Annotated in this window: 25 protein-coding genes and 1 pseudogene; 10 read left to right on the top strand and 16 right to left on the bottom strand. The window is 69.5% G+C overall.

Features of this window, described 5'->3' with window-relative positions:
• Positions 1-143: 143 nt before the first annotated feature.
• The 4 genes from HUS56_RS00465 to HUS56_RS00480 form a co-directional block, all read right to left on the bottom strand.
• Positions 144-911: a hypothetical protein gene (locus HUS56_RS00465; protein ID WP_173921439.1), complete on the bottom strand. Its 768-nt coding sequence runs from the start codon at positions 909-911 to the stop codon at positions 144-146.
• The gene (locus HUS56_RS00470; RefSeq protein ID WP_173921440.1) at positions 908-1,816 is read right to left on the bottom strand and encodes an ABC transporter ATP-binding protein; all 909 of its coding nucleotides are present in this window, start codon (positions 1,814-1,816) and stop codon (positions 908-910) included. Before HUS56_RS00470 ends, HUS56_RS00465 begins: the two co-directional genes overlap by 4 nt.
• Positions 1,813-2,172 (bottom strand): GntR family transcriptional regulator, encoded by a 360-nt coding sequence (locus HUS56_RS00475; protein WP_173921441.1) that lies wholly within the window; start codon positions 2,170-2,172, stop codon positions 1,813-1,815. Before HUS56_RS00475 ends, HUS56_RS00470 begins: the two co-directional genes overlap by 4 nt.
• A 322-nt stretch (positions 2,173-2,494) precedes the next feature.
• On the bottom strand, positions 2,495-3,499 hold the full coding sequence (locus HUS56_RS00480) for a DMT family transporter (RefSeq protein ID WP_371808279.1): 1,005 nt from the start codon (positions 3,497-3,499) through the stop codon (positions 2,495-2,497).
• 155 nt (positions 3,500-3,654) lie between these two features.
• Here HUS56_RS00480 and lpdA point away from each other — a divergent pair, with 155 nt between their 5' ends.
• Together lpdA and HUS56_RS00490 are read left to right on the top strand one after the other, a co-directional pair.
• On the top strand, positions 3,655-5,055 hold the full coding sequence (gene lpdA / locus HUS56_RS00485; RefSeq protein WP_173921443.1) for a dihydrolipoyl dehydrogenase: 1,401 nt from the start codon (positions 3,655-3,657) through the stop codon (positions 5,053-5,055).
• A gap of 189 nt (positions 5,056-5,244) precedes the next feature.
• Positions 5,245-5,607, top strand: coding sequence for a hypothetical protein (locus HUS56_RS00490; RefSeq protein WP_173921444.1), 363 nt, complete (start codon positions 5,245-5,247; stop codon positions 5,605-5,607).
• Between the two features lie 51 nt (positions 5,608-5,658).
• On the opposite strand, the gene HUS56_RS00495 is transcribed toward HUS56_RS00490, so the two are convergent.
• Both HUS56_RS00495 and HUS56_RS00500 read right to left on the bottom strand, forming a co-directional pair.
• Entirely contained in the window at positions 5,659-6,183 is a 525-nt protein-coding gene (locus HUS56_RS00495) for a hypothetical protein (protein ID WP_173921445.1), read from the bottom strand.
• A 122-nt stretch (positions 6,184-6,305) separates the two neighbouring features.
• On the bottom strand, positions 6,306-6,953 hold the full coding sequence (locus HUS56_RS00500) for a GNAT family N-acetyltransferase (RefSeq protein WP_173921446.1): 648 nt from the start codon (positions 6,951-6,953) through the stop codon (positions 6,306-6,308).
• Positions 6,954-7,056: 103 nt separating this feature from the next.
• Between HUS56_RS00500 and HUS56_RS00505 the strand changes: the two genes are divergently transcribed.
• Entirely contained in the window at positions 7,057-7,278 is a 222-nt protein-coding gene (locus HUS56_RS00505) for an Rv0909 family putative TA system antitoxin (protein WP_173921447.1), read from the top strand.
• Positions 7,279-7,339: 61 nt separating this feature from the next.
• On the opposite strand, the gene HUS56_RS00510 is transcribed toward HUS56_RS00505, so the two are convergent.
• The 3 genes from HUS56_RS00510 to HUS56_RS00520 form a co-directional block, all read right to left on the bottom strand.
• A complete protein-coding gene (locus HUS56_RS00510; protein WP_173921448.1) occupies positions 7,340-8,626 on the bottom strand; it encodes an adenylosuccinate synthase in 1,287 nt (428 codons plus the stop codon).
• Position 8,627: 1 nt separating this feature from the next.
• Positions 8,628-9,167, bottom strand: coding sequence for a DUF3151 family protein (locus tag HUS56_RS00515; RefSeq protein ID WP_173921449.1), 540 nt, complete (start codon positions 9,165-9,167; stop codon positions 8,628-8,630).
• 122 nt (positions 9,168-9,289) lie between these two features.
• The gene (locus HUS56_RS00520) at positions 9,290-10,735 is read right to left on the bottom strand and encodes a S8 family serine peptidase (protein ID WP_173921450.1); all 1,446 of its coding nucleotides are present in this window, start codon (positions 10,733-10,735) and stop codon (positions 9,290-9,292) included.
• Between the two features lie 190 nt (positions 10,736-10,925).
• Between HUS56_RS00520 and argG the strand changes: the two genes are divergently transcribed.
• From argG to HUS56_RS00535, 3 genes are all read left to right on the top strand, one after another.
• The gene (gene argG / locus HUS56_RS00525; RefSeq protein WP_173921451.1) at positions 10,926-12,353 is read left to right on the top strand and encodes an argininosuccinate synthase; all 1,428 of its coding nucleotides are present in this window, start codon (positions 10,926-10,928) and stop codon (positions 12,351-12,353) included.
• A 179-nt stretch (positions 12,354-12,532) separates the two neighbouring features.
• Positions 12,533-14,005, top strand: a complete 1,473-nt coding sequence (gene cls, locus HUS56_RS00530) for a cardiolipin synthase (protein WP_173921452.1) — start codon at positions 12,533-12,535, stop codon at positions 14,003-14,005.
• A 31-nt stretch (positions 14,006-14,036) separates the two neighbouring features.
• A complete protein-coding gene (locus HUS56_RS00535; RefSeq protein WP_173921453.1) occupies positions 14,037-14,705 on the top strand; it encodes a GAP family protein in 669 nt (222 codons plus the stop codon).
• A gap of 7 nt (positions 14,706-14,712) precedes the next feature.
• Here the strand turns inward: HUS56_RS00535 and HUS56_RS00540 are convergent, their stop codons facing one another.
• From HUS56_RS00540 to HUS56_RS00555, 4 genes are all read right to left on the bottom strand, one after another.
• Positions 14,713-15,081: a nuclear transport factor 2 family protein gene (locus HUS56_RS00540; RefSeq protein WP_173921454.1), complete on the bottom strand. Its 369-nt coding sequence runs from the start codon at positions 15,079-15,081 to the stop codon at positions 14,713-14,715.
• A 79-nt stretch (positions 15,082-15,160) separates the two neighbouring features.
• Entirely contained in the window at positions 15,161-15,796 is a 636-nt protein-coding gene (locus HUS56_RS00545; RefSeq protein WP_173921455.1) for an MSMEG_1061 family FMN-dependent PPOX-type flavoprotein, read from the bottom strand.
• A 35-nt stretch (positions 15,797-15,831) separates the two neighbouring features.
• Positions 15,832-16,527 carry a TrmH family RNA methyltransferase gene (locus tag HUS56_RS00550; RefSeq protein ID WP_173921456.1) on the bottom strand — a complete coding sequence of 232 codons (696 nt, stop codon included), beginning with the start codon at positions 16,525-16,527 and terminating at the stop codon, positions 15,832-15,834.
• A gap of 79 nt (positions 16,528-16,606) precedes the next feature.
• Positions 16,607-16,918: a hypothetical protein gene (locus HUS56_RS00555; protein WP_173921457.1), complete on the bottom strand. Its 312-nt coding sequence runs from the start codon at positions 16,916-16,918 to the stop codon at positions 16,607-16,609.
• Positions 16,919-17,245: 327 nt separating this feature from the next.
• Between HUS56_RS00555 and HUS56_RS00560 the strand changes: the two genes are divergently transcribed.
• The 4 genes from HUS56_RS00560 (at position 17,246) to HUS56_RS00575 (ending at position 21,760) form a co-directional block, all read left to right on the top strand.
• Positions 17,246-18,502, top strand: a complete 1,257-nt coding sequence (locus tag HUS56_RS00560) for an Nramp family divalent metal transporter (RefSeq protein WP_371808280.1) — start codon at positions 17,246-17,248, stop codon at positions 18,500-18,502.
• A 28-nt stretch (positions 18,503-18,530) separates the two neighbouring features.
• Positions 18,531-19,184: a metal-dependent transcriptional regulator gene (locus HUS56_RS00565; RefSeq protein WP_173921459.1), complete on the top strand. Its 654-nt coding sequence runs from the start codon at positions 18,531-18,533 to the stop codon at positions 19,182-19,184.
• A 63-nt stretch (positions 19,185-19,247) separates the two neighbouring features.
• Positions 19,248-20,894, top strand: a complete 1,647-nt coding sequence (locus tag HUS56_RS00570) for a cyclic nucleotide-binding domain-containing thioredoxin-disulfide reductase (protein ID WP_173921460.1) — start codon at positions 19,248-19,250, stop codon at positions 20,892-20,894.
• A 68-nt stretch (positions 20,895-20,962) separates the two neighbouring features.
• Positions 20,963-21,760, top strand: coding sequence for an HAD-IIA family hydrolase (locus HUS56_RS00575; protein WP_173921461.1), 798 nt, complete (start codon positions 20,963-20,965; stop codon positions 21,758-21,760).
• A 25-nt stretch (positions 21,761-21,785) separates the two neighbouring features.
• Here HUS56_RS00575 and HUS56_RS00580 read toward each other — a convergent pair whose 3' ends face one another.
• The 3 genes and pseudogenes from HUS56_RS00580 to HUS56_RS00590 all read right to left on the bottom strand — a co-directional run.
• On the bottom strand, positions 21,786-22,724 hold the full coding sequence (locus HUS56_RS00580; RefSeq protein ID WP_217423901.1) for a nucleoside hydrolase: 939 nt from the start codon (positions 22,722-22,724) through the stop codon (positions 21,786-21,788).
• Positions 22,721-23,689 (bottom strand): ribokinase, encoded by a 969-nt coding sequence (locus tag HUS56_RS00585; RefSeq protein WP_173921462.1) that lies wholly within the window; start codon positions 23,687-23,689, stop codon positions 22,721-22,723. The genes HUS56_RS00580 and HUS56_RS00585 overlap by 4 nt, the downstream gene beginning before the upstream one ends.
• Before the next feature lies 1 nt (position 23,690).
• Positions 23,691-24,967, bottom strand: a pseudogene (locus tag HUS56_RS00590) (hypothetical protein); the annotation flags it as partial.

Genomic DNA, 24,967 nt, shown 5'->3' on the forward strand with positions numbered 1-24,967 from the left:
ATCATCACGCGGCATCCGTCATTCTCGAGGATGACCTGCTCGAGTCGAGAACCACGATGCGCCGCCCCGAGGGCTCCGAGACGACAGTGCGGCGCGGCATCCGAGTCCCCGATCGGATGCCGCGCCGCGGTCTGTGCCGGCGATCAGCGGGGCGTCGCCCGCCGGATCACCAGGTAGCCGCCGATCGCGCAGATCGCGGCGAGTCCGAGGACGAGAGTGAAGACGCCCACGACGCCGAGGCCCATGAACCAGTCGAACACCGCCGGCCAGCTCTCGGTGAACGTGAACGTGGCGACCACGCCGAGCACCAGGGCGATGGCACCGGCCGCGAGGGCCAGCATGCCGCGCATCCGCCACCGCAGGTAGACGGTCGTGACGCTCGCTCCGATGAAGAGCACGAAGAGCTGGAGCGCGAGCGTCGTGTAGAAGTCGACCAGCCACCCGTCCTGTCCGTACCAGAGTGCGTCGAACATCGAGATGCCGACCCACCAGCCCCCGGTCGCCTTCTCGATCTGCACGAGCGTGGCGATGGCGATGGCGTTCAGCAGTGACACGATGCCGAACATCAGGCTCGTGCCGAGCCAGAAGTCGCGCCGGGTGGCCCCGAATCCCAGTGCGAACGACAGCGTCATGCCGATGGCCTGCACGCCGACGGCGATCAGGTACCACTGGGGCGAGAGAACCGCCCAGCTGTAGCGCATGCCCTCGCCCATCGCCACGGGATCGGCGCCCGCACCCGTGACGATGATGCCGATCACGAGCATGACGAGCCACGCGCCGCCGAGGATGATCCAGGGAATCCCGAAGAACACCGAGGGTGTCACGGCGTGCAGGCGCACGATGCGCCAGATCTCCTGGAACCGCGAGCGCGGCTCGGTGCCGACCAGCGGTCGGTCCATGACGGCGGTCATGCGGCCACCTCCTGTTCGATTGCGTCGGCACGCAGGTCGGTGCCGGTCATGTGGACGATGAGCTGCTGGAGGGAGACGGGCGCCAGCTCCAAGCCGAGTTCGGCGGCCTGGATGCGGTCGGCCTGGCTCAGGCGGCCGTCGATGGTGACGGATGCCAGTCCGCCGATGCCCTCACGGCCGATCACTGCCCGATCGGCGACGAACGACTCCACGGCCGCTCGGCCGCCGGCCACCGTCGTGGCCGAGCCGCGAACCTCGTCGGCGTCGCGGTCGAGCAGGATTCGACCCTGATCGATCACCAGCAGGTGCTCGAGGAGGTTCGCGACCTCGTCGATCAGGTGCGTCGAGAGCACGATGGTGCGCGGGTGCTCGGCGTAGTCCTCGAGGAGCCGGTCGTAGAAGATCTGCCGCGCGACGGCGTCGAGGCCGAGGTACGGCTCGTCGAAGAAGGTCAGCGGTGCCCGGGACGCGAGACCGACGATGACGCCGACCGCCGACAGCTGTCCGCGTGAGAGCTTCTTGATGTACCGCTTGAGCGGGAGCCGGAAGTCGTCGACGAGGCGCTCGGCGAACGCGGCATCCCAGCTCTCGAAGAACCACGGTGCCGCCGTGAACACGTGCGAGGCGTTGAAGCTGTCGGGGTAGCGCTGCGACTCCGCGATGAAGCAGATGCGCCGCAGCACATCGGCATGCTCGGCGGGCGCGCGGCCGAACACCTCGAGCTCTCCGCCGTTCGGGAAGATCTGGCCGGTCAGCATCTGCATCACGGTGGTCTTGCCGGCGCCGTTCCGGCCGAGCAGACCGTAGATGCGGTTCTCTTCGAGCGAGAAGTCGACCGCATCGACGGCGGTGAACGAGCCGTATCGCTTGGTGAGTCCGCTGGCGCGGACCACGGTGCGGGTCATGAGTTGATCCTTTCCGCGCGGAGGAGCCCCGCGAGTTCGTCGATGTCGATGCCGAGCTTCTCGGCTTCGACGATGAGAGGTCTGATGTACTCGGTGGCGAATTGAGCCCTGCGACGCTCGATGAGCCGTGCCCTCGCGCCCAGGGTCACGAACATGCCGATCCCCCGTCGCTTCTCCACGATTCCGTCATCGACAAGGCGATTCACCCCTTTCAGTGCGGTGGCCGGGTTGACTCGGAGGAATGCGGCGAACTCGTTCGTCGACGGGATCTGGCTGCCCTCGGGCAGCGAGCCGTCGATGATGTCGTTCTCGACCTGTTCTGCGATCTGGAGGAAGATCGGTCGCGATTCGTCCATGCCGGCCTATCTGGTGCGCGTACCGAACCTTGTTGGTTCATTACTTGTGTAACTAACCAACCATGTAGGGGACCGCCTGTCAAGTTGCATGTGCTGGTCGAGTACCGCCGGGCAATGCCCAGCGCGTGTCGAGGTCTGCCTGCGAGCATCGGGTCTCGATACGCGTCCGCCTTCGGCGGGCGCTACTCGACCACCGGAGTGCGCAGGGCGCTACTCGACCACCGGGGCGCGGCGGGCGCTACTCGACCCACGGAGTGCGGAGGGCGCTCCTCGACCACCGGAGTGCGGCGGGCGCTCCTCGACCACCGGGGCGTTGAGGGCGCTACTCGACCACCGGAGTGCGCCGGCGGGGCATCGGGAGCCGGCCCTGCGTCAGCAGGATGCCGAACAGCACGAGCACGGCGCCCACGGGCTCGTGCCACGAGAACCGTTCGCCCAGCAGGATCACGCCGAGCGCGACTCCCACCACGGGAGTCACGTAGGTGACCGTCGACGTTCCGGTCGGGCCCCAGGCGCGCAGCACGTTGATGTTCCAGATGTACGCGAGGCCGGTGCCCAGCACGCCGAGGGCCAGCAGTGAGCCGACGATCGTCCAGTCGAGCTCGATCGGCGACAGCGCGAGCCACGGCGTCAGCGCGAGCATCACGACGGCGGAGACGCCGATGGAGAGGAACGCGAACGTCGCCGGTGCGATCGGCCGCTGGCTGAGGAATCGCCGCTGGTAGCCGAACGTGAACCCATAGCAGAGGGTCGCAACGAGGCACGCGAGCTGGCCGGCGAGGCTGCCGGTGATGGCCTGGTACTGCCACGGCCCGATGATCACGAGCACGCCGAGGATGCCCACACCGACGCCCGCCCACCGGCCGAGGCCGAGCCGTTCGACCCGGAAGACGAGCGTCGCCATGAGCGCCGTCATGATCGGCGTCGTCGCGTTGTAGATCGACGCGAGGCTCGACGAGACGAACTGCTCGGCCCATGCGAAGCAGATGTACGGGATGACGCACGTGGTGAGCGAGACCACGAGGAAGTGCAGCCACACGACGCGTTCGCGGGGCAGCACCGGGCCCGGCGTGCCGTCTTCGCGCGGCACCCGTGGCCGGGTGATGAGCACGATGATGCCCAGCGCGATCGCACCGAGCAGCGTGCGCGACCAGGCGACCTGCCCGAATGAGACGCCCTCGAGCGCCACCTTCATGAAGAGGAAGCTCGCTCCCCAGACGGCGCCCATCGCGAGGAACTGCAGCCACGTCGACAGCCGGCCGGGATGCTTCGAAGCGGATGCCGCGGGCGCGGCGCCCTGCCGATCGATGGTCGTGGTTGTGCTCACCGATGCAGCGTACGCCCGCCCACCGACCGGCGTGGAGCGATCCCGAGGTGCCTGTCCGGAATCCGCTGAAGGTCGGCAGTTGCGGCGCGGAACGCGGCGGCGCGGCATCCGTCGTCACTTGGCGCCGACCCCGCCGCGCCGCTTAGGCTGACGGGATGACCAGCCATTTCGATGTCGTCGTCCTCGGCGCCGGTCCCGGCGGGTACGTCGCCGCGGTGCGCGCCGCCCAGCTGGGGCTCAGCACCGCCGTGATCGAGGAGAAGTACTGGGGCGGGGTGTGCCTGAACGTCGGATGCATCCCCTCGAAGGCGCTCCTGCGCAACGCGGAGCTCGCCCACATCTTCCACGCACAGGCCGCGCAGTTCGGCATGAGCGGCGACGTGACCTTCGACTACGGGGTCGCCTACGACCGCAGCCGACAGGTGGCCGAGGGCCGGGTCAAGGGCGTGCACTACCTGATGAAGAAGAACAAGATCACCGAGTTCGACGGGCGCGGCACCTTCCGCGACGCGAACACGATCGACGTGACGAAGGCCGACGGGTCGACCGAGACGGTGACGTTCGACAACGCGATCATCGCGACCGGTTCGCGCGTGAAGCTGCTGCCCGGGGTCGAGCTCTCGCAGAACATCGTGACGTACGAGACGCAGATCCTGTCCCGTGACCTCCCCCGTTCGATCGCGATCGTCGGCGCCGGGGCCATCGGCATGGAGTTCGCGTACGTGCTGCGCAACTACGGCGTCGACGTGACGATCATCGAGTTCCTCGACCGGGCACTGCCGAACGAAGACGTCGACGTGTCGAAGGAGATCACCAAGCAGTACCGCAAGATCGGCGTGCCGATCCTCACCTCGACGAAGGTGCAGACGGTCACCGACAACGGGTCATCCGTCACCGTGACGTACGAGGGCGCCGACGGCCAGCCGGGATCGCTCGAAGTCGACAAGGTGCTCATGGCCGTGGGGTTCGCGCCGAACGTCGAGGGCTTCGGCCTCGAGGCCACGGGCGTTCAACTCACCGACCGCGGCGCGATCGCCATCGACGACCTCATGCGCACGAACGTGCCCCACATCTACGCGATCGGCGACGTCACCGCCAAGCTCATGCTCGCGCACGTCGCCGAGGCGCAGGGCGTGGTCGCGGCCGAGACCATCGGCGGGGCCGAGACGATGGAGCTCGGCGACTACCGCATGATGCCGCGAGCGACGTTCTGCTCGCCGCAGGTCGCGAGCTTCGGACTCACCGAGCAGCAGGCCCGCGATGAGGGGTACGACGTGAAAATCGCGACGTTCCCGTTCACGGCGAACGGCAAGGCGCATGGTCTGGGCGACCCGGTCGGTTTCGTGAAGCTCATCGCCGATGCCAAGTACCTCGAGCTGCTCGGCGGCCACCTCATCGGCCCCGACGTCTCGGAGCTGCTGCCCGAGCTCACCCTCGCGCAGAAGTGGGATCTCGGGGCGCTCGAGCTGGCACGCAACGTGCACACGCACCCGACGCTGTCGGAGGCCTTGCAGGAGGGATTCCACGGCCTCGCGGGCCACATGATCAACATGTAGTTGAGCACAACTGGAGTTCACCTGTGCCGTTGGCGTAAACCTTCGAGCCTGCCAGTGACGCGCAAAGCGATCAAGCCGTCGACGGGGCCACGGAACTTCGCGAGGCTGTGCGGTGGGTAACGGAGTCCCCTGTCGACGGTGAGAGGGGAGTCCCAGTGAAGTGATCAACACGAATAAGGGGGGCGAACCGTGCTACCACCACAGGGCGGTTACACATGGGGGATTATCGGCGACCAACTGATCTGCCGGAAAGGAGGCAAGACGCAAGCCGTGGTCGGTTTCGCCCGTGTGGCTCGAACGACCGAACACCATGACGAGGAACTGCAGGACTTGACCGATCGCATCAACGAATTGGTGGAAGCCCATCCGGCCGCGCGCACACGGAGCGACGGTCGGGAACTGAGCATGATCCTGACACCCGACGGTTGGATGCTGGCGTACACGATGAACCAGCACGACAGAGACTGGTCGGCGGAGCACGAAACGGGGGAGGTGCTCGACCTCGACAGTGGCGACGACGACGTGATCCGCGAAAAACTGGGGTTGGTGTAGGTCAACCCGTCGGTGAACCGGGGTGACCGGCCCGACCGCGGCCACGACCGTTCAGTCCTTCTCTCCCTTGCCGTCTTTCCCCTTCCCTTTGTCGCCCTTGTCCTTCGGGCCTTTGCCGCCCTTGTCCTTCGGGCCATCTCCGTCCGATTCGTCGTCGCCGCCTGAGCCGCTGCTCTGGTGTTGCAGCTGGTCGAGTTGCTGCTGGAGCTGCGACTGCACGTCCTGGAGCTGTTGCTCGAGCTGTGCCTGCTGTTCCTGGAGGCGCTGCCGCTCGGCTTCGTGGGCCGCGGCCGTGATCGCAGCCTGGAGGTCCATTCGGACGAGGTCCATGGCGGTGACGATCTGGTTGAATCGCTCCTCGTCGACCTTCCCGTCGGCGCGTGCGGCGGTGAGCTCCTCGCTGAGTACGTCGAGCTGGGTGACGGCGCCCTGCCAGTCGCCGGCGGCGCTCGCCTTGCTGACGGCAACCACCTGCCGTCGGAAACTCTGCTGGGTCTCCTGGTCGTAGGTCGGGGCGCACGCCGACAAGGCGAGTACCGCCGCGATCGCGCCTGCCGCCAATCTCATCGACGTCATTGCAGCGCCCCCTTCCGCGGGCAACCCTAGCGACGAACGTGATCAGGGTGACCCCGGTTGACAGCTGTCACGAGGATGCGCCGCGCGTCCTCGTCCCTGCGGCGCGAGTTCCGTGCACGGGACTACTCGATGCTGGAACGCAGGTCGACGGGCCGGTCGCCCCAGGCCGCAAGTCGCGCCTCGAGCCGAGTTCGCACCGCCGGCCAGTCGTCGATGATCACCGAGTACACGGCGGAGTCACGGAACGACCCGTCGGCACGGCGCTTGTCGCGGCGCGCGATTCCCTCGAACTGCGCCCCGAGCTTCGCGATCGCGGCGCGGGATCGGGCATTCAACGCGTCGGCCTGCAGCTTGACCCGACCGAAGCCGTGGTCGAACGCGAGCCCGAGCAGCAGCAGTTTCGCCTCGGGATTCACGGCGGTGCCCCAGACCCGCGGATCGTACGCCGTCCAGCCGATATGAGCGGACTCGTCGGCGAGGTCGAGGTCGCCGAGCTTCGTCGCGCCGATCACCGCACCGTGGTCGGGCCCGCCCTCGATGCGCACGGTCCACGGCATGGCCGCCGGCCCACCCGCGTAGTACCCGCGGGCGAACGCGTCGAACGCCGGCAGGTCGGCAGGAAGACCCGCAGGACCGCCGCCGTAGCCGCCGGCGAAGACGTCGGGGTGCCCGATGGCGCGATGCAACGCCGGGATGTCCTCGGAGACGAACGGGGTGAGCTGGACGAATCGGCCGATGAGCGGTTCGTCGGCGGGGCGGATCGCGGTCACCCGACGAGTCTGGCACGGCAGGCGTTCCCAGCACTTCCGCAGGGCAGGTGCCGCCTTCTACCATGACGAGGGTATCGATCCGACAGGTGGGATGGTGGCGGACATGGGTGCATTGGACGACCTGAGCAAGAAGGCGCAGGAGTTCGTCGAGGAGAACAAGGACAAGATCAACGAGGCCCTCAACAGCGAGCAGGCCGAGGACATCAGCGACAAGATCCTCGACGGCGTCGCCGGTGCGGCGAAGAAGGTCGCGCCCGACGAGCACGACGCCAAGATCGATGAGGTGCGCGACAACATCGACAAGAAGATCGGCACCGAGCCGTAGGCCGCCGACCACGAACAACCGAGCAGGGCGGATGCCGCGCAGTCGCGGCATCCGCCCTCGCTCATGTCAGCAGGTCGTGCACCTGCACGATCTCATCGCGACCGGGGCCGACGCCGATCGCCGAGATGCGTGAACCGCTCATCGCCTCGAGCTCGCGCACGTAGCTCTGGGCGTTCGGGGGCAGGTCGTCGAACGCCCGCGCTCCCGAGATGTCTTCGGTCCAACCCGGGAACTCCTCGTAGACGGGCACGGCGTGGTGGAAGTCGGACTGCGAGACGGGCACCTCGTCGACCCGCTGCCCATCGACCTCGTAGGCGACCGCAACGGGGATCTTCTCGAGACCGGTGAGCACGTCGAGCTTCGTGAGCACGAAATCGGTGACGCCATTGATGCGGGCGGCGTACCGCGCGATGGGCGCGTCGTACCACCCGGTGCGGCGAGCGCGGCCGGTGGTGGTGCCGAACTCGGCGCCCTTCTCGGAGAGGAACTCACCCCACTCGTCGAACAGCTCGGTGGGGAAGGGACCCGCGCCCACCCTCGTCGTGTACGCCTTCACCACGCCGATCACGCGGTCGATGCGGTTCGGCGCGATGCCGGAACCGGTGACCGCGCCGCCGCTCGTGGCGTTCGACGAGGTGACGAACGGGTACGTGCCGTGGTCGACGTCGAGCATGGTGGCCTGGCCGCCCTCGAACAGCACGGTCTCGCCGCGTTCGAGCGCCTGGTGCAGCAGCAGCGACGTGTCGGTGACCATGGGCCGCAGCCGATCGACGTACGAGAGCAGGTCGTCGACGATCTCGTCGACGCCGATCGCGCGGCGATTGTAGACCTTGACGAGCAGGTGGTTCTTCTGGTCGAGAGCGCCTTCGACCTTCTGCCGCAGGATGTTCTCGTCGAAGAGGTCTTGCAGGCGGATGCCGACGCGGTTGATCTTGTCGGCGTACGTCGGCCCGATGCCGCGGCCGGTCGTGCCGATCTGGCGCTTGCCGAGGAATCGCTCGGTCACCTTGTCGAGCGTGCGATGGTACTGGGTGATCAGGTGGGCGTTGGCCGAGATGCGGAGCTTCGAGACATCCACCCCGCGGGTCTCGAGGCCCTCGAGCTCCTCGAACAGCACCTCGACGTCGACCACGACGCCGTTGGAGATGACGGGCGTGACGCCCGGGGTGAGGATGCCCGACGGCAGCAGGTGCAGCGCGTACTTCTCGTCGCCGATGACCACGGTGTGGCCCGCATTGTTGCCGCCGTTGAACTTGACGACGTAGTCGAGCCGTGAACCGAGCAGATCGGTCGCCTTGCCCTTGCCCTCGTCGCCCCATTGCGCCCCGATGAGTACGGCTGCGGGCATCTCAGTCCTCTCCTGCCGCGTCGGCGGTGGGGTCGGCGAGCGGCTCGCCGGTGTGGCCTTCGGTTCGGGATGCCGCATCGAACACGCCGTCGGCCCCGACGACGGTCATCAGCTGGGTCGGCGTGAACTCGGAACGGATGCGGGCCGGTGCCTCGGCATCGGCAGAGGCGAGCTCGTCGGCGAGCCGGGACGCGCGCTCGTCGAGGCCGAGCTGGAGAGCGGCGCGGCGCTTCGCGTCGAGTGCGCGAAGGTACGCCCGGTTCGGCTCGGCCGACCAGGGCACGCGGGAGCCGGGCGTCCACCCGGCCGCGGAGAGCTGCTCGCGGGCCAGGTCGACGGCCATCGCGGCGAAGGCGAGAGCTTCCACCCAGCGCCCCTCGGAGTCGGCGACGTCGGCGAGCTCGGCCCACGCGAGAGGCGACGACGGATGCCGCGCCACGACGGACGCGATGGAGGCTCGATCCACTTCGGCGAGTGCCTGGCGCACGTCGGGTTCGTCGGCGAGCGCGGGCTCGTGCTCTGCTGGTTCGTCTGCGGCCACACTCAACCTTATCGTGGGCACGTTTCGGGCCCGTGAACCACGTTGTGGGCCTGTGAACCACGAGGCAGCGCAGAGGGGCCGGACGCTCGGCCCGGCCCCTCATGACCGCTCGGCTCAGGCGATCACTGCACCGCGTTCAGCGCATTGACGTTGCCCGCGCCGTAGAACCCGTTGCGGTTCCCGCCCGTGCAGGTCGCCTGGTAGGGCAGCCCCGGACGCGGGTCGTAGACGCCCTCGGGGCACGGGAGCGGGGTCGCCGTGCGCTCGAGGAACGACGCCAGCTGGCCCGGCTGCATGCCCGGGTGCGCCGACAGGGCGAGGGCCGCGACGCCGGCAGCGTGCGGGCCGGCCATCGACGTGCCCTGCGAGTAGCTCCATCCGCCGGGGACCGTCGAGAGCACGGCATCCGTCGTCGTCGAAACCGCCGGGTTGCGCCAACGCGTGTCACCGCCGGGAGCCGCCACGTCGACGACGCCCTGACCGTACGACGAGTAGTAGCTCTTGACCTCGCCGGGGCCGACGGCGGAGACGGTCACCACGCCGGGGGCTTCCGCAGGCAGGTCGCGGCACGCGTTGTTGATCTCGCGCGTCTCGACGGGCGAGCTGCCGTCGTTCGGGCTTCCCGCGTCGATGAACTTGTGCTGCAGGTCGACGTTGCTGTTCCCCGCCGAAGCGACGGTGAGGGTGCCCTTGTTCGCGGAGTAGCTCAGCGCGCGCTGCACCGCCTGCCAGACGGGGCGCTGGCGCGGGTCGTTGACGCAGTTGAACTCCCACGGGTCGATGTAATAGCTGTTGTTCGTGATCGGCATGCCATGGTCGGCGGCCCAGAGGTAACCGCAGATCGCGGCCTCGGGGTAGATGAACCCCTCGTCGTTGACGACCTTCACCGAGGCGACCTTCACGCCAGGTGCCACGCCCGCGATGCCGATGCCGTTGATGGCGGCGGCGATGGTGCCCGCCACGTGGGTGCCGTGCGACGACGTCGTCGGGCTCCACGCGGCCTGGCTCGTGTCGACGACACCGCCGATGCACGAGGCACTCTGGTCCTTGGCGACCTGGGTCGCGAGGTCGGGGTGCGTTGCGTCGATGCCCGAGTCGAGCACACCCACTACGATCGACGGGTCACCGGTGGTGATGGCGTGCGCAGCAGGAACGTCGATCTGCGCCATGTCCCACTGGCGGTTCCAGAGCGGCTCGCCCGTGGGATCGCCCGTCGCCTCGAGGGCCGCCGAGTCGACCACCTCGGCGACCTCATCGTCGATGAGCGTCGTGCCGAGCCCCTCGGTCGATGCAACGGACTGCACACCCCCGCCGACCACCGCGTCGGCGAACGTGGTGCTCGACGACCGAGCGACGAGCACGCCGATCTGGTCGTATGCGGCGACGACGCTGCCGCCGGCCGCTGCGACCCGCGCCGCAGCCTTGTCGGTGCTCTTGCCCTGCGGTGCGAGCACGAGGTACGTGGTCTCGGGGCCGGACTCGGCCGCCGCGGGTGCGACAGCCGTGCCGATGAGACCGACGGCGAGGGCCACTGCGGATGCCGCGCCGATCACCTTGTTCTTCTTCATTCATTCCTCCGTTGGTGATGAGTGAGCAGCCGACCGGTCGGGTCGGCAACCCGGTCCGTCCAGTGGATGCGACGAGAGCTGGCGTGGTGGGCCCGCGACCGGTCCCGCGAGTCTATTGGCCGGTTCAGACGCGGTGCGGTCCAACGCACCCGCGCAGGCCGCGGCATCCGCGCGAAGTAGGCTTGAGCGCATGTCGAAAGTGCTCTCCTCCCTTCCTGTCGGCGAACGCGTCGGCATCGCCTTCTCGGGCGGCCTCGACACCTCGGTGGCGGTCGCGTGGATGCGCGAGAAGGGTGCGGTGCCGTGCACGTACACCGCCGACATCGGGCAGTACGACGAGCCCGACATCGACGCGGTGCCGGGCCGGGCCAAGGAGTACGGCGCCGAGATCGCCCGCGCCGTCGACGCGAAGGCCGCACTCGTCGAGGAGGGACTCGTCGCCCTGCAGTGCGGCGCGTTCCACATCCGCTCGGCGGGCAAGACGTACTTCAACACCACGCCGCTCGGCCGCGCCGTCACCGGCACGCTGCTCGTACGCGCCATGAAAGAAGACGGGGTCGACATCTGGGGCGACGGCTCCACCTACAAGGGCAACGACATCGAGCGGTTCTACCGCTACGGGCTCATGGCCAACCCCCGCCTGCGCATCTACAAGCCGTGGCTCGACGCCGCGTTCGTCACCGAACTCGGCGGCCGTAGGGAGATGAGCGAGTGGCTCGTCGCGCGGGGGTTCCCGTACCGCGACTCCACCGAGAAGGCGTACTCCACCGACGCGAACATCTGGGGGGCCACGCACGAGGCCAAGAAGCTCGAAGACCTCGACGCGGGCCTCGACATCGTCGAGCCGATCATGGGCGTCGCGGCGTGGCGCGACGACGTCGAGATCGCGACCGAGGAGGTGTCCGTACGCTTCGAGGCGGGCCGGCCGGTCGCGATCAACGGCACCGAGTACCCCGACGCGGTCGCACTCGTGTACGAGGCGAACGCGATCGGCGGGCGGCACGGGCTGGGGGCATCCGACCAGATCGAGAACCGCATCATCGAGGCGAAGAGCCGCGGCATCTACGAGGCACCCGGCATGGCGCTGCTGCACATCGTGTACGAGCGCCTGCTCAACGCGATCCACAACGAGGACACGATCGCGAACTACCACGCCGAGGGTCGTCGGCTCGGTCGCCTCATGTACGAGGGACGCTGGCTCGACCCGCAGTCGCTCATGCTGCGCGAATCGATCCAGCGCTGGGTCGGCTCGGCGGTCACCGGCGAGGTGACGCTGCGCCTGCGCCGCGGCGACGACTACACGATCCTGAACACCGAGGGACCGGCGCTCAGCTACCACCCCGACAAGCTGTCGATGGAGCGCGTGGGCGACGCCGCGTTCGGCCCCGACGACCGCATCGGCCAGCTCACGATGCGCAACCTCGACATCGCCGACTCGCGCGCGCGGCTCGAGCAGTACGCGACGCAGGGCATCGTCGGCGGCGCGACCGCTGAGCTCGTGGGCGACCTGAAGTCGGGCGAGGGCCTGGAGATCTCGGCCGGCGAGCCCGAGACCGAACTCGAGCACGCCACGGAGGCGGCACTCGAGGCCGCGGCGTTCGACCTCGGCACCGACTGAGCCGAGCGGAGTTTCGAGACGGCGCTGCGCGCCTCCTCTACCCGCAGCATGTGGACACCGCTCGCCCTCGCCTCTGTCCCGGAGACGGACGGCGGTGCGATACTCAGTCAACTGCTCCGCGACCGTACTGGGGAGGACGCGATGGCTGACGCTCGACCACGACCGGGCGGGGTGCCGAGGTGAGCGCCGAGCTGGGGAACCTGCTCGGCGGAATCCTCATCCTCGCCGACTTGGCCATCCGCATCGCGGCACTCATCATCATCCCGCGCGACCGCAAGCCGACCGCCGCGATGGCGTGGCTGCTCGCGATCTTCCTCATCCCGTTCGTCGGCATCATCCTCTTCCTGCTCATCGGCAGCGTGAAGCTGCCGAGGAAGCGGATGCAGCGGCAGCGTGAGATCAACGCGATGATCGAGCGGCGCGCCGAGGCTGCGGAGCTCGATGTCGACCCGTGGACGTGGCCGACCTGGTTCCGCACGATCACCGAGCAGAACCGAGTGCTCGGCGCCCTGCCGGCGACCGGCGGGAACGGAGCCGAGCTCATCGGCGACTACCAGGCGTCGATCGACCGGATGGCCGCCGACGTCGACCTCGCCGAGCGCTTCGTGCATGTCGAGTTCTTCATCGTCGCCTTCGACGACACCACGCGAGGCTTCTTCGCCGCGATGGAACGGGCGGTGCAGCGCGGCGTCACGGTGCGGCTCCTCATGGACCACATCGCGTCGGCGAAGATCCCGATCCACAAACAGACCGTGGCCGAGCTCGACCGGATCGGCGTCGTCTGGCGGTACCTGCTGCCCGTGCAGCCGTTCAAGGGTCACTACCAGCGACCCGACCTGCGCAACCATCGCAAGCTCGTGGTCGTCGATGGCCGCGTCGCGTACACCGGCTCGCAGAACCTCATCGACCGCAGCTACGACTCTCCGAAGAACCTGAAGCGGGGGCTCAAGTGGCAGGAGCTCGTGACGCGGGTCACGGGCTCCGCTGTCACGGCGATCAACGCGGTCTTCCTCTCGGACTGGTACGCCGAGACCGACGAGAACCTCCTCGTCGAGGAGCACGTGCCGGTGACCGAGGTACCCGTCGACGCCGCACCCGATGCGCTGGTCTGCCAGGTCGTGCCGAGCGGCCCCGCCTACGAATTGGAGAACAACCTTCGCCTCTTCCTCGGCCTGGTGAACGCCGCCCAGGAGCAGGTCATCATCACGAGCCCGTACTTCGTGCCCGACGAGGCCATGATGTACGCGATCACCTCGGCGCGCCTGCGCGGTCTCGAGGTGCAGCTGTTCGTGTCGGAGATCGGAGACCAGGGATCGGTGTGGCACGCGCAGCGTTCGTACTACGGGGCGCTGCTTCGCGCGGGCGTGCGCATCTTCCTCTACCCGGGTCCGTACATCCTGCATGCGAAGCACCTCTCGATCGACGATGACGTGGCCGTGATCGGCTCCAGCAACATGGACATCCGATCGTTCAACCTCAACTTCGAGATCTCGTTGCTCGTGCGAGGGTCGTCGTTCGTGGCCGAGATGCGCGAGGTCGAGGCCGGGTATCGTGCGATCGGGCGCGAACTCACGCTCGACGCGTGGGAGCGGGAACCCGCGTCGGCGACGTTCCTCGACGGCGTCGCGAGGCTCACGTCGGCACTGCAATAGCCGGCACTACAAGAGAGGAGGGGAGGGAACGATGCTGCAGGCGCTCGGGCACATCCTCCCGATCGCGCTCGCGGTCGCCATCAGTTCGGTGCCGATCATGGCGACCATCCTCATCCTGCTCTCGCCGAACCGCTCCCGGTCGGCGTTGCCCTTCCTGCTCGGATGGGTGCTCGGCATGGCGGTGGTCGTCACGCTCTGCACCCTCGGCGCTCAGGCGATCCCGACGCCGCGGTCGCAGCGGCGGCCCGACACGGTGATCGGCGTCGGCGAGATCATCGTGGGCGCGGCGCTCGTCGTGATCGCGATCATCGCCTGGGTGCGCGTGCGCCGTCATCCGACGGATGCGATGCCCAAGTGGCTCGACGCGGTCTCGTCGTTCCGACCGTGGGCGTCGTTCGGCGTCGCATTCGGGCTCAACGTGCGCCCGAAGGGGCTGCTGCTGGCGATCGCGGCCGGGCTCGCGCTTCGCGGCGACGGCCTCACCCTTCCCGAGTCGGCGGTGGCGATCGCGATCTACACGATCGTCGGGGCCTCGACCGTCGCCGTGCCGATCATCGTCACGCTCGCCGCTCCCGCGCGGATGGAGCCCCGGCTCGTCGCCATGAAGGACTGGGTCGCACGCAACAGCGGAGCCGTCACCGCGCTGATCCTCCTGCTCATCGGCGTCGTGATCATCGGCACGGGCCTGGGCCGGCTGTGACCGGCCGTCAGGCCGGCGTCTGCTGGTGCGCCGCGACCCGCCACGCGCCATCCTCGTAGAGGTATGTCGTCGACATGCGCAGCTCTGCGGTGTCGTCGCCGCGACGGGCGACCGCCCGGTAGACGAGGATGCCCGCCCGGTCGCCGAGTCGGATGATCGCGGGTTCGTGCAGCTCGTACGAGTCCCACGGCGGTGCGCTGCGGAACGCCGCGAGGATCTCGTCGCGTCCGAGCATCGCCCCCTCGACCACCATGAGGGCGTCGCGCGTCATCGCGCGCTGGTAGTGCTCGCCGCCCCGACCGTCGAGGATCGCCCTCCATCCGGCGTGCTCCTCGTGCAGCAGGCGAGCGGGCAGGTCGTCGGTGATCTCGGTCATCCAGCCACGCTAACGGCGAACGGATGCCACGTGAAGGGGTTTCAGGATGCCGCGACCGCACGGCGGCGAGCGGGCCCCGTCACCCGTAGATGCGATCGGCGTACGACGGGCCGTAGTACGCGTCGAGCGCGTCGATCGACTCGCCCCGGCGCTCGACGGCCTGGGCGATCACCGCACGTCTCGGTGCGGCATCCGGCGCCCAGGTGTCGGGCTGCCAGGTCTTGGATCGGAGGAATGCCTTGGAGCAGTGGAAGAACACCTCGTCGATGTCGACGACGAGCGCGAGCGCGGGGCGATGGCCCCGAACCACCATGTCGTCGAGGAACGGCGCCTCGCGCACGATGGTCGCGCGGCCGTTGATGCGCAGCGTGTCGCCCCGGCCGGGGATCACGAACACCATGCCCACGTGGGGGTTGCGCAGGATGTTGCGGAACCCGTCGGCACGCCGGTTGCCCGGTCGCTCGGGGACGGCGATGGTCGTGTCGTCGAGCACGAGCGCGAAGCCGGCCGGGTCGCCCTTCGGCGAGACGTCGACGTCGCCCCGGTCGTCAGCGGTCGCGATGAACACGAGGGGAGCGGCGGCGAGCCACAGCCGGTCGACCTCGTGCAGTCGATCCCGCGTCTTCGCGGCGACGTGGGGCTCGGGAGTGCCGACCACCGCCTCGAGCTCTTCCGTGGACGTGATGGGGATGCCGCGATCAACCAGGGTGGCCATAACCCCCACGCTACTGGGCGACCGGCAGCTCGGGCTCAGGCTTCGGGAAGCGTCGAGCGGAACCCCGTCGGCCGCTCGGCGTGCGCCAGGATCCATGAGTGCATCGCGATCGCCGCTGCCGCGCTCGCGTTGAGCGATCTGGTCGACCCGAACTGCGTGATCTCGACCGTGACGTCGGCCGCCGCCTGCGCCTCGGCCGAGAGTCCGGGCCCCTCCTGGCCGAACAGCAGCACGCACCGCTCGGGCCACGCGAACGCCTCGATCGGCACAGCGCCGGGCACGTTGTCGACGGCGACGATGGGCAGGGATGCCGCTCGCGCCCACTCGGCGAAGCCCGCGACGTCGGGGTGGTACTCGAGATGCTGGTAGCGGTCGGTGACCATCGCGCCGCGCTTGTTCCAGCGGCGCCGGCCGATGATATGCACGGTGTCGGCCGCGAACGCGTTGGCGCTGCGCACGATGGAACCGATGTTCATGTCGTGCTGCCAGTTCTCGATGGCGACATGGAACGGATGCCGCCGCGCATCGAGGTCGGCGACGATCGCCTCCATGCGCCAGTAGCGGTACCGATCGATGACGTTGCGCGTGTCGCCGCGCTCGAGCAACTCGGGATCGTACTCTTCGCCGACGGGCCAGGCATCGCGTCCGCCGGGCCACGGCCCGACGCCGTGCGAGTACGACGTGCCCTCGTCGGCGCCGTCGGCTTCGGGCTCGGGCTCGGCAGCAGTCACGAGGCAAGGCTAGTCGGCTGCGACGCAGCCGGCCCCGGCGCGCTCACGCCGGGACCGGTGGTGGAGCGTGAGCGATCACTCAACCCCCGAATTCGAAGCCACCGCGGCAGGCGTCACCCGGGCTCGGCACGACACCCTTGAATCCGCCACGGACCCACTGGCCGTAGCTCTGCACGTGTCCGCCGGTCACGAAGTCGTCGTTCTCGTTCTCGGTCGGGTTGTCTTCGATCTCGTCGGGCAGGTCGCGACCCGAGAACGCACAGGCGGAGTTCGCCCGGTCCGCGCCCGGGACCGGTTTGCCATTGCCGCCCGTCTCTCCGGCGAAGGCCGCTCCCCCTCCGCCGACGACGAGCGCCAGCGCCACGACGCATCCGATGGTGATTCGCTTCATGATGTTCACCTCTCTGTGACATGAGGCGGTCGGTGGCCCCTCGGATCGGGTAGTCACAGGCCGGCCACGCGCGAACGCTACTCGGGTTTCGCCGGTGCGGAAAGGACCCCGTTCGGTGGGCAAGTGCGTCTGCTGCGCGGGGGTGTCGGGGCTTTCGGTTTCCCGAAATATCGCTACGATTTCGGTATGCCGAAATCACCGGATGCCGCACTGACGCGTACCTCCGAACGCGAAGACCTGCCCGGCCCCGCGTCCGCGTCCGCGTCCGCCACGCACGCTGCCGAAGGCGGGAAGGCCGTGCCTCCTCCGAGCCCCTCAGTACCCCGCGTGGCCTGGTTGATCGGCCCGGCCCTCGTTGCCGGCGTCGCCTACCTCGACCCCGGCAACGTCGCGAGCAACATGACCGCCGGTGCGCAGTACGGGTACCTGCTGGTCTGGGTCGTGGTGCTCGGCAACGTGATGGCCTGGCTCATCCAGTACCTCTCGGCCAAGCTCGGCGTCGTCACCGGCAAGAGCCTGCCCGAGGTGCTGGGCGAACGTCTGGGCAACAGGTGGGGCCGCCGAGCGTACTGGTTGCAGGCCGAGCTCGTCGCCATGGCGACCGATCTCGCCGAGGTCATCGGCGGCGCGGTCGCACTCAACCTGCTGTTCGGCGTGCCGCTGCTGTGGGGCGGACTCATCACGGGCGGCGTCTCGCTCGTGCTGCTCGTCATCCAGTCCCGGCGCGGGGCGCGTCCGTTCGAATTCGTCATCGTCGGGCTGCTCGTGATCATCACGGTGGGCTTCAGCGTCGGCGTGTTCGTCGCGCCGCCCGACCCCGCCGGGCTGCTCTCGGGTTTGGTGCCGCGCTTCGCCGACGCGAACTCGGTGCTGCTCGCGGCATCCATCCTCGGCGCCACGATCATGCCGCACGCCATCTACGCGCACTCGGCGCTGAGCCGCGACCGCTTCGCCCCGGGCCGCCGGCCCGCCGGCGGTGACCCCGGGCGCCACGAGGTCGAGGAGCCCATCGAGGTCGGTCGCGGCATCCCGACCCGACTGCTGCTTCGTGCGACGCGGTGGGATGTCTCGATCGCGATGCTCATCGCCGGCTCGGTGAACCTCTGCATCCTGCTGCTCGCCGCGGCCAACCTGGCGGGCGTCGAGGGCACCGACAGCCTCGAGGGAGCCTACGCCGCACTGCAGGCGTCGCTCGGTCCGGTGATCGCCACCCTGTTCGCGGTGGGGCTGCTCGCCTCGGGCCTGGCTTCGACGTCGGTCGGCGCCTACGCCGGAGCCGAGATCATGCACGGCCTGCTGCGCATCCGCTTCCCGCTGCTCGCCCGCCGGCTCATCACCCTGGTGCCCGCGCTCGTGATCCTCGCCCTCGGGTTCGATCCGACGGTCTCCCTCGTGCTGAGTCAGGTCGTGCTCTCGTTCGGCATCCCGTTCGCGCTGGTCCCGCTCGTCGCGGTCACCAGGAAGAAGGACGTGCTCGGGGGCTTCGCGAACCACTGGGCGACGACGACGGCCGGCATCGCGGCATCCGTGTTCCTCATCACGTTGAACGGCGTGCTGCTCTACCTCGTCTTCACCGGCGCCTGACGACCACCGTCCCGCTATCCTGAGGCCGATGCCTGCCACGAGCTTCGCCATCGAGGACTACCTCAAGACGGTGTACTCCCACACCGAGTGGCAGCCCGACCCCATCACGCCCAAGGCCCTCGCCGACCGGCTCGGCATCGCGCCGTCGTCGGTGACCGAGATGGTGAAGAAGATGGCGGCCGCCGGGCTCGTCTCCCACGTGCCGTACGGTGCCGTTCGATTGACGGATGCCGGCACCGCCCGCGCGCTCGCGGTGGTGCGCCGGCACCGGCTCATCGAGACCTGGCTCGTGCAGGAGATGGGCTACGCCTGGGACGAGGTGCACGACGAGGCCGAGGTGCTCGAGCACGCGATCTCGGATCGGCTCCTCGAGGCGATCGACGCGCGGCTCGGTCGTCCGGCTCGCGACCCGCACGGCGACCCGATTCCGGCCGCCGACGGATCAGTGCAGCGTCGGCCCACGGTGCTGCTGGCGGATGCCGCGGCAGGCCACTCGGGCACGGTCGTGCGCATCAGCGACCGCGATCCGGCCGTCCTCCGCACTCTCGACGACGCCGGCGTCGGCCTCGACACCGAGGTCGCGGTCGCGCAGTCGTCCGCGGCATCCGTCACCGTGTCGATCGGCGGGCAGCGCCGAACCCTGCCGCGCCCTGCCGCCGCGGCCATCTGGATCTCGGCGTAGCCGGAGCGGATCACCCTCGCACCCGCCCTCCCGTCACCGGCGTCGAGCGCGCATGATGGTGCAATGGGAATCGAAGGAACCTCAATCTCCCCCGTCCTCACCGACTCGCAGTGGAACCGCCTGGTGAGTTACGGCGCGCCGATCGACGCCGCCGTGGGCGACGTGCTGTTTGCCTCGGGTGATCGCTGGTACGACCTGATCCTCGTTGAGACCGGCGCCGTCGACGTCGTGCGCGAGAAGCTGAGGTGGGTCGAGGAGACGCTCATCGCCACGCTCGGCGAACGCACCTTCGTCGGCGAGCTGGGCCTGCTGAACGGCCAGCGCGCCTTCCTCACCGCCCGCGTCTCGCAGCCCGGCCGCATGCTCCGCGTCGATCACGACGCGCTGCAGCGCATGATGGCCGAGGACGACGAACTGTGCGACCTGATGCTGCGGACCCTCTGGGCTCGCCGGGAGGAGCTGCGCAAGGGGCCGGCCGCATGGACGCTGAAGATCATCGGTTCGTCGCGATCCCGGGAGGCGGTGGCGCTGCGCCGGTATGCCGAGCGACTCGACCTCGTGCACACGTGGGTCGACACCGATGACCCCGAGCGGGCGGCGGCCTTCCAGAGCCACGGGTTCACGCGCCACGACCTCCCGGTCGCGATCGTGCAGGGCGAGAACGTGCTGCGTGCAACGCCGGGCCACCTCGCCGAACTCCTGGGTCTCGCGTACGCGGCCGAAGACGACTTCACCGTCGACCTCGCCGTCGTCGGGGCCGGGCCGGCCGGACTCGCCGCGGCCATCTACGGCGCATCCGAGGGCCTGCGCACGGTGCTGCTCGACTCGGTCGCACCCGGCGGCCAGTCAGCGGCGACGTCGCGCATCGAGAACTACCTCGGCTTCCCGTTCGGGGTGAGCGGCGACGCGCTGACCTCCCAGGCATCGTTGCAGGCGTTCAAGTTCGGCGTGCGGGTCGTCGCGCCCTGCGAGGTGATGCGGCTCGAGCACAACGGGAGCGAGCTGGAGCTCACGCTGACCGACGGCGCGCTCGTGCACTCCCGCGCCGTCGTCGTCGCCACCGGTGTCGCGTATCGCTCGCTCGACCTCGACCGGTGGAAGGACTTCGAGGGCGCCGGCATCTACTACGCGGCATCCGCACTCGAGCTGCGGCAGATGGCAGGGTCGGACGTCGTCGTCGTGGGCGGCGCGAACTCGGCCGGCCAGGCGGCGCTCGCCCTCGCGGCGAACGGATGCCACGTGCGGCTCGTGGTGCGAGGGAACGACCTCGGGCGGCAGATGTCGAGCTACCTCACCGACCGCATCCAAGAGGATCCGCGGATCGACGTGCACACCGGCACGCAGGTGGTCGGGCTGAACGGCGATGGGGAGCTCGAGCGAGTGACCCTCACCGGGGTGGCCGAGGGCACCGTCGACTGTCGCGGGCTCTTCTGCTTCATCGGCGCGGAGCCGGCCACCGACTGGCTCACCGACGTGGAGCGCGACGAGCACGGGTTCGTGCACACGGGCGCCGATGTCATCGGCCTCGGCGAGCCGTGGCGCGAGCTCGGGCGGATGCCGCTGCCGTTCGAGACGTCGTTGCCGCGGGTGTTCGCCGCCGGCGACGTGCGCCGCGGCTCGATGAAGCGCGTCGCCGCGGCCGTCGGCGAAGGGTCGAGTGCCGTGGCATCCGTGCACCTCGCGCTGGCCTCCGCCGACGTGTTCGCCTGAGCTCTGCGGCGGGGTCGCGGCATCCGTCGTTCACTGGTCACTGAGGTGCGCGCCCTAGGCTTGGCGCCATGGGACGACGTGAAGAGGTGGAGAGCTGGCTCACCGACATGGACGGCGTTCTCGTGCACGAGAACCACGCACTGCCCGGCGCCGCCGAGCTGCTGCAGCAGTGGGAGGACGCGGGCACGCCCTACCTCGTGCTCACGAACAACTCGATCTTCACCGCGCGCGACCTCTCGGCCCGGCTGCGGGCCAGCGGGCTCAACGTGCCCGAGGAGCGACTCTGGACATCAGCCCTCGCGACCGCTGACTTCCTGAAACAGCAGCTGCCCGGCGGCAGCGCCTTCGTGCTCGGCGAGGCCGGCATCCTCACCGCGCTGCACGACGCCGGGTTCATCATGACCGAGACCGATCCCGACTTCGTCGTCGTCGGCGAGACCCGCAACTACTCCTTCGAGGCGATCACGAAGGCGATCCGGCTCATCGGCAGGGGATCGCGGTTCATCGTCACGAATCCCGATGCCACGGGGCCGAGCGCCGAGGGCCCATTGCCGGCGACCGGGGCCATCGCCGCCCTCATCACGAAGGCCACTGGGATGGAGCCGTACGTCGTGGGCAAGCCGAACCCGATGATGTTCCGCTCGGCACTCAACAAGATCGGGGCGCACTCCGAGAACACCGCGATGATCGGCGACCGCATGGACACCGACATCGTCGCGGGCATCGAGGCCGGGCTGCACACGATCCTCGTGCTCACGGGCATCAGCGACCAGGCCGAGATCGAACGGTACCCGTTCCGGCCCGACGAGATCCTCGCGGGCGTGCACGAGCTCGTCGGCTCAGACCCGGTCGAGGTCGAGCTGTAGGGGTTGCCCGGCCCGAGTCGGCTCGTCAGGCGAGTCGGGCGACGGCGTCGGCGAGTCCGGTCCAGAAGCGCTCGACGTCGAGCCCGGCCGCGACCCACGCGTTCGGTTCGCGGCGCAGCACGCCGCCCAGGTCGACGCTCGTCGCGCCGACGGTCTCGGTTCCGGCGAGTTCGATGTCGAGGCGGGTGTGCGTGAGCTCGAGGCATCCGGGATCCGCGAGCACGGCGACCGCGACCGGATCGTGCAGCGGGCCGTCGGGCATGCCGAACACCTCCTCGTTCGTGCGGCAGAAGAACTCGAGCAGCTCGTCGCCGAATCTCGCCGTGGCGTTGCCGATGGCCGCGAGCCGCTCGCGAACCGCGCCGGTCACGAGCGCCTGATGCGTCACGTTGAGCCCGACCATGGTGAATCGGATGCCGCTGCCGACGACGAGCGCGAGCGCCTCGGGGTCGACCCACGCATTGAACTCGGCGTACGGGGTCCAGTTCCCGCGTTCGGTGGAGCCGCCCATCCACACGATCTCGCGGATGCGACCGAGCAGCTCGGGACGGTCGCGCAGTGCGATCGCAATGTTCGTGATCGGACCGGTGGCGATGATCGCGACCGGTTCGGGCGAGCCGAGCACCGTCTGGGCAATGAGGTCGGTCGCGCTCCGGTCGTCGAGCGGTTCGGCAGGCTCGGGCAGGTCGGGCCCGCCGAGGCCGTTCTCGCCATGGATCGACTCGGCGGTCTCCAGCTTGCGGGCGATGGGCCCGGCGGCACCCGCGGCGACCGGCACCCCCGCCACGGCGGCGATGGTCAATGCGATGCGCGCGTTGCGGCTGGTGTGCTCGAGCGGCACGTTTCCACCCACCGTGGTGACCGCGAGCAGGTCGAGCGACGGATGCCCCGCCGCGAGCCACAGCGCGAAGACGTCGTCGTGCCCCGGGTCGCAGTCGACGATCACCGGCACGGGCATGGTCATTCCCCTCCTTCCGCGGTGGCGGTCGTCGTGTCCGCGACGCCGGCCGCGTGCAGTACCGCCTCGCGCGTCGCGTACGAGTCGACGGTGCCGCGCGCCTGCACGGCGAGCGCGCCGGCGGCCACGGCGATGCGCAGTGCCTCCTCGAGCGACCTGCCCTCGGCCAGGAACGCCGCGAGTGTGCCGGTGAACGCGTCACCCGCGCCGGTGGTGTCGACCGCCGTGACCCGTGGCGGATTCACGGCCCACGATCCGTCGACGGATGCCGCCACCGCCCCGGTCGCACCGAGGGTCACGACCACCGACCGAGACACGGCACCGACGGCGGATGCCGCGAGCTCGCGCCATTCTTCCAACGACGGATTCGCGGCATCCGACCCGATGCCGACCGCCCTCGCCTCGTGCTCGTTGACGACGAGCGGGTCCGCCGTGGAGAGCGTGTCCCGGGAGACCGCCGCAGGAGGTGCGAGGTTCAGCACGAACCCCACGCCCGTGTCCCGGGCGATGGCGGCAGCACGATCGATCGCGGGCACCGGCAGCTCGCCCTGCGTGAGCACGAGGTCCGCCGCCGCGAACCGATCACGTTCCGCTTCGACGACGACCGCGGTGAGCTCGAGGTTCGCGCCGCCGGTCACGATGATGGTGTTCTCGCCCGAATCGGCGACCGTGATCTGGGCGACGCCGGTCGGGGCATCGGCGCCCCGCACGATCGCCGACGTCGGCAGGCCGAAGCGCTCGAGCGTCGCGATGGCGAAGTCCCCCGCGGCATCCGACCCGATCCGTGCGACGAACTCGACGGCCGCACCCGCGACCTGCGCGGCGACCGCCTGGTTGGAGCCCTTGCCTCCGAGGGCCACGCGGAAGCCGTGCGAGAGGACCGTCTCGCCCGGGCCGGGGAACTCCTCGACGTAGCTCGTCGAGTCCACGTTGAGGGACCCGACGACGACGACGCGACCGCGGGCGCCCACGTCAGGCGGCCGGGCCTGGGCCAGCGATGCTGCCGTACATCGGCTCGCCGCCCGAGCGGTACGCGAAGCAGTAGTATGTGCGGTCGCCGTCGGCCCACTGCTCCTCGGTGACCGGGAAGCTCGCCTGGACCTGGAGATCGGGGACGCCCGACACCGTCGCCAGGTCGATGATGCCGGGCGCGGTGCAGAGCAGGTTCATCTGCGAGGCGAGTTCGGCCTCGCCCGGGAACGGCGCCGCCGAGTCGTCGGCGAACGTGCCGCGGTAGACGAGCTGTGCCGCGTGCGGGTCGGCGCAGTCGACGACCGAGAACTCCTCCTCCCACGCGGAGACGAACGGGTCGATGCACTCGCCACCGAACAGCGTGTTCCACGCATGCGTGCCGACCGGTTGCGGCGCGGTCGGAGCCGCCGCTTCCGTCGCTGCGGGCGCCTCGGACGCGGTGGGTGCGGCCTGCTGCTCGGCACCGCCGCCCGAGAGGAGGGTGCCGACCCAGAACAGTCCGGCGAGCAGCACGAGCACCGCGAGCCCGCCCCCGATCCACAGCAGCGTACGAGTAGTGCGGCTGCCTCCGCGCGGGCCGTCGGGAGGCGCGGGCGACGCGGGACCCCCGGAACGGGGTGGCGGGACGGCGGCACCGGCGTGCGCCGCGTTCCTCTCGGCAGGGGGTCGGGCGTGCGGTGGAGGGGTGCGCGGCGCCGCCCGGGCGGCGGCGAAGGTGGCGTCGAGGCGGCCCTCCGCGTCGGACGCGGAGGGGCGACCTGCCCAGGGATCGCTCGGCTGCTGCTGCGACGACGTCGCGCCGAAGAGCGCCGCCAGCGGGTCGTGGTCATCGTCCTGCTCACCGGCGCGTTGGGCCTCGGCGTGTCCGAGTGGTCGGCCTGCGGGTGCGTCGTCGACGAAGGACCAGGTCGGCTCGGGATCGTCGAACTCGGGCGCCTGCTCGTTCGCGGCGCGTGGGAACGCGGGTTCGTGGAAGGTGGGTTCCTCGACAGCGGGTTCCTGGACGGCGGGTTCCTGGGCATCGGGTTCCTCGAACGCCGTCTCGTCACGCCTTTCGTCGGCGGCCTCAGCCGGTTCGTCGAAGGAGGGTGTCGCGTCCTGCTCGGCCAAGGGGTCGGGGGCTGACGGATCGGGCGTCAGGTTCCAGAAGTAGCCCGTCTCGGCGATCTCGCGCGCGACCGGGGATGGCGCCTCGTCGGTTGCCTCGTCTGGCTCGGGTGCGGACGGCACCGTGTTCGCCACGGTGGTCGCCGGCACCACGGGCTCGGGTTCGGGTT

It is taken from the genome of Agromyces sp. Marseille-P2726, from assembly GCF_902809835.1.
Lineage (GTDB): Bacteria > Actinomycetota > Actinomycetes > Actinomycetales > Microbacteriaceae > Agromyces.

Coding starts and splice junctions, on each gene's coding strand:
- HUS56_RS00465 (WP_173921439.1), bottom strand. CDS start 911: ATGACCGCCGTCATGGACCGACCGCTGGTCGGCACCGAGCCGCGCTCG.
- HUS56_RS00470 (WP_173921440.1), bottom strand. CDS start 1,816: ATGACCCGCACCGTGGTCCGCGCCAGCGGACTCACCAAGCGATACGGC.
- HUS56_RS00475 (WP_173921441.1), bottom strand. CDS start 2,172: ATGGACGAATCGCGACCGATCTTCCTCCAGATCGCAGAACAGGTCGAG.
- lpdA (WP_173921443.1), top strand. CDS start 3,655: ATGACCAGCCATTTCGATGTCGTCGTCCTCGGCGCCGGTCCCGGCGGG.
- HUS56_RS00495 (WP_173921445.1), bottom strand. CDS start 6,183: ATGACGTCGATGAGATTGGCGGCAGGCGCGATCGCGGCGGTACTCGCC.
- HUS56_RS00505 (WP_173921447.1), top strand. CDS start 7,057: ATGGGTGCATTGGACGACCTGAGCAAGAAGGCGCAGGAGTTCGTCGAG.
- HUS56_RS00510 (WP_173921448.1), bottom strand. CDS start 8,626: ATGCCCGCAGCCGTACTCATCGGGGCGCAATGGGGCGACGAGGGCAAG.
- HUS56_RS00520 (WP_173921450.1), bottom strand. CDS start 10,735: ATGAAGAAGAACAAGGTGATCGGCGCGGCATCCGCAGTGGCCCTCGCC.
- argG (WP_173921451.1), top strand. CDS start 10,926: ATGTCGAAAGTGCTCTCCTCCCTTCCTGTCGGCGAACGCGTCGGCATC.
- HUS56_RS00535 (WP_173921453.1), top strand. CDS start 14,037: ATGCTGCAGGCGCTCGGGCACATCCTCCCGATCGCGCTCGCGGTCGCC.
- HUS56_RS00540 (WP_173921454.1), bottom strand. CDS start 15,081: ATGACCGAGATCACCGACGACCTGCCCGCTCGCCTGCTGCACGAGGAG.
- HUS56_RS00545 (WP_173921455.1), bottom strand. CDS start 15,796: ATGGCCACCCTGGTTGATCGCGGCATCCCCATCACGTCCACGGAAGAG.
- HUS56_RS00555 (WP_173921457.1), bottom strand. CDS start 16,918: ATGAAGCGAATCACCATCGGATGCGTCGTGGCGCTGGCGCTCGTCGTC.
- HUS56_RS00565 (WP_173921459.1), top strand. CDS start 18,531: ATGCCTGCCACGAGCTTCGCCATCGAGGACTACCTCAAGACGGTGTAC.
- HUS56_RS00570 (WP_173921460.1), top strand. CDS start 19,248: ATGGGAATCGAAGGAACCTCAATCTCCCCCGTCCTCACCGACTCGCAG.
- HUS56_RS00575 (WP_173921461.1), top strand. CDS start 20,963: ATGGGACGACGTGAAGAGGTGGAGAGCTGGCTCACCGACATGGACGGC.
- HUS56_RS00580 (WP_217423901.1), bottom strand. CDS start 22,724: ATGACCATGCCCGTGCCGGTGATCGTCGACTGCGACCCGGGGCACGAC.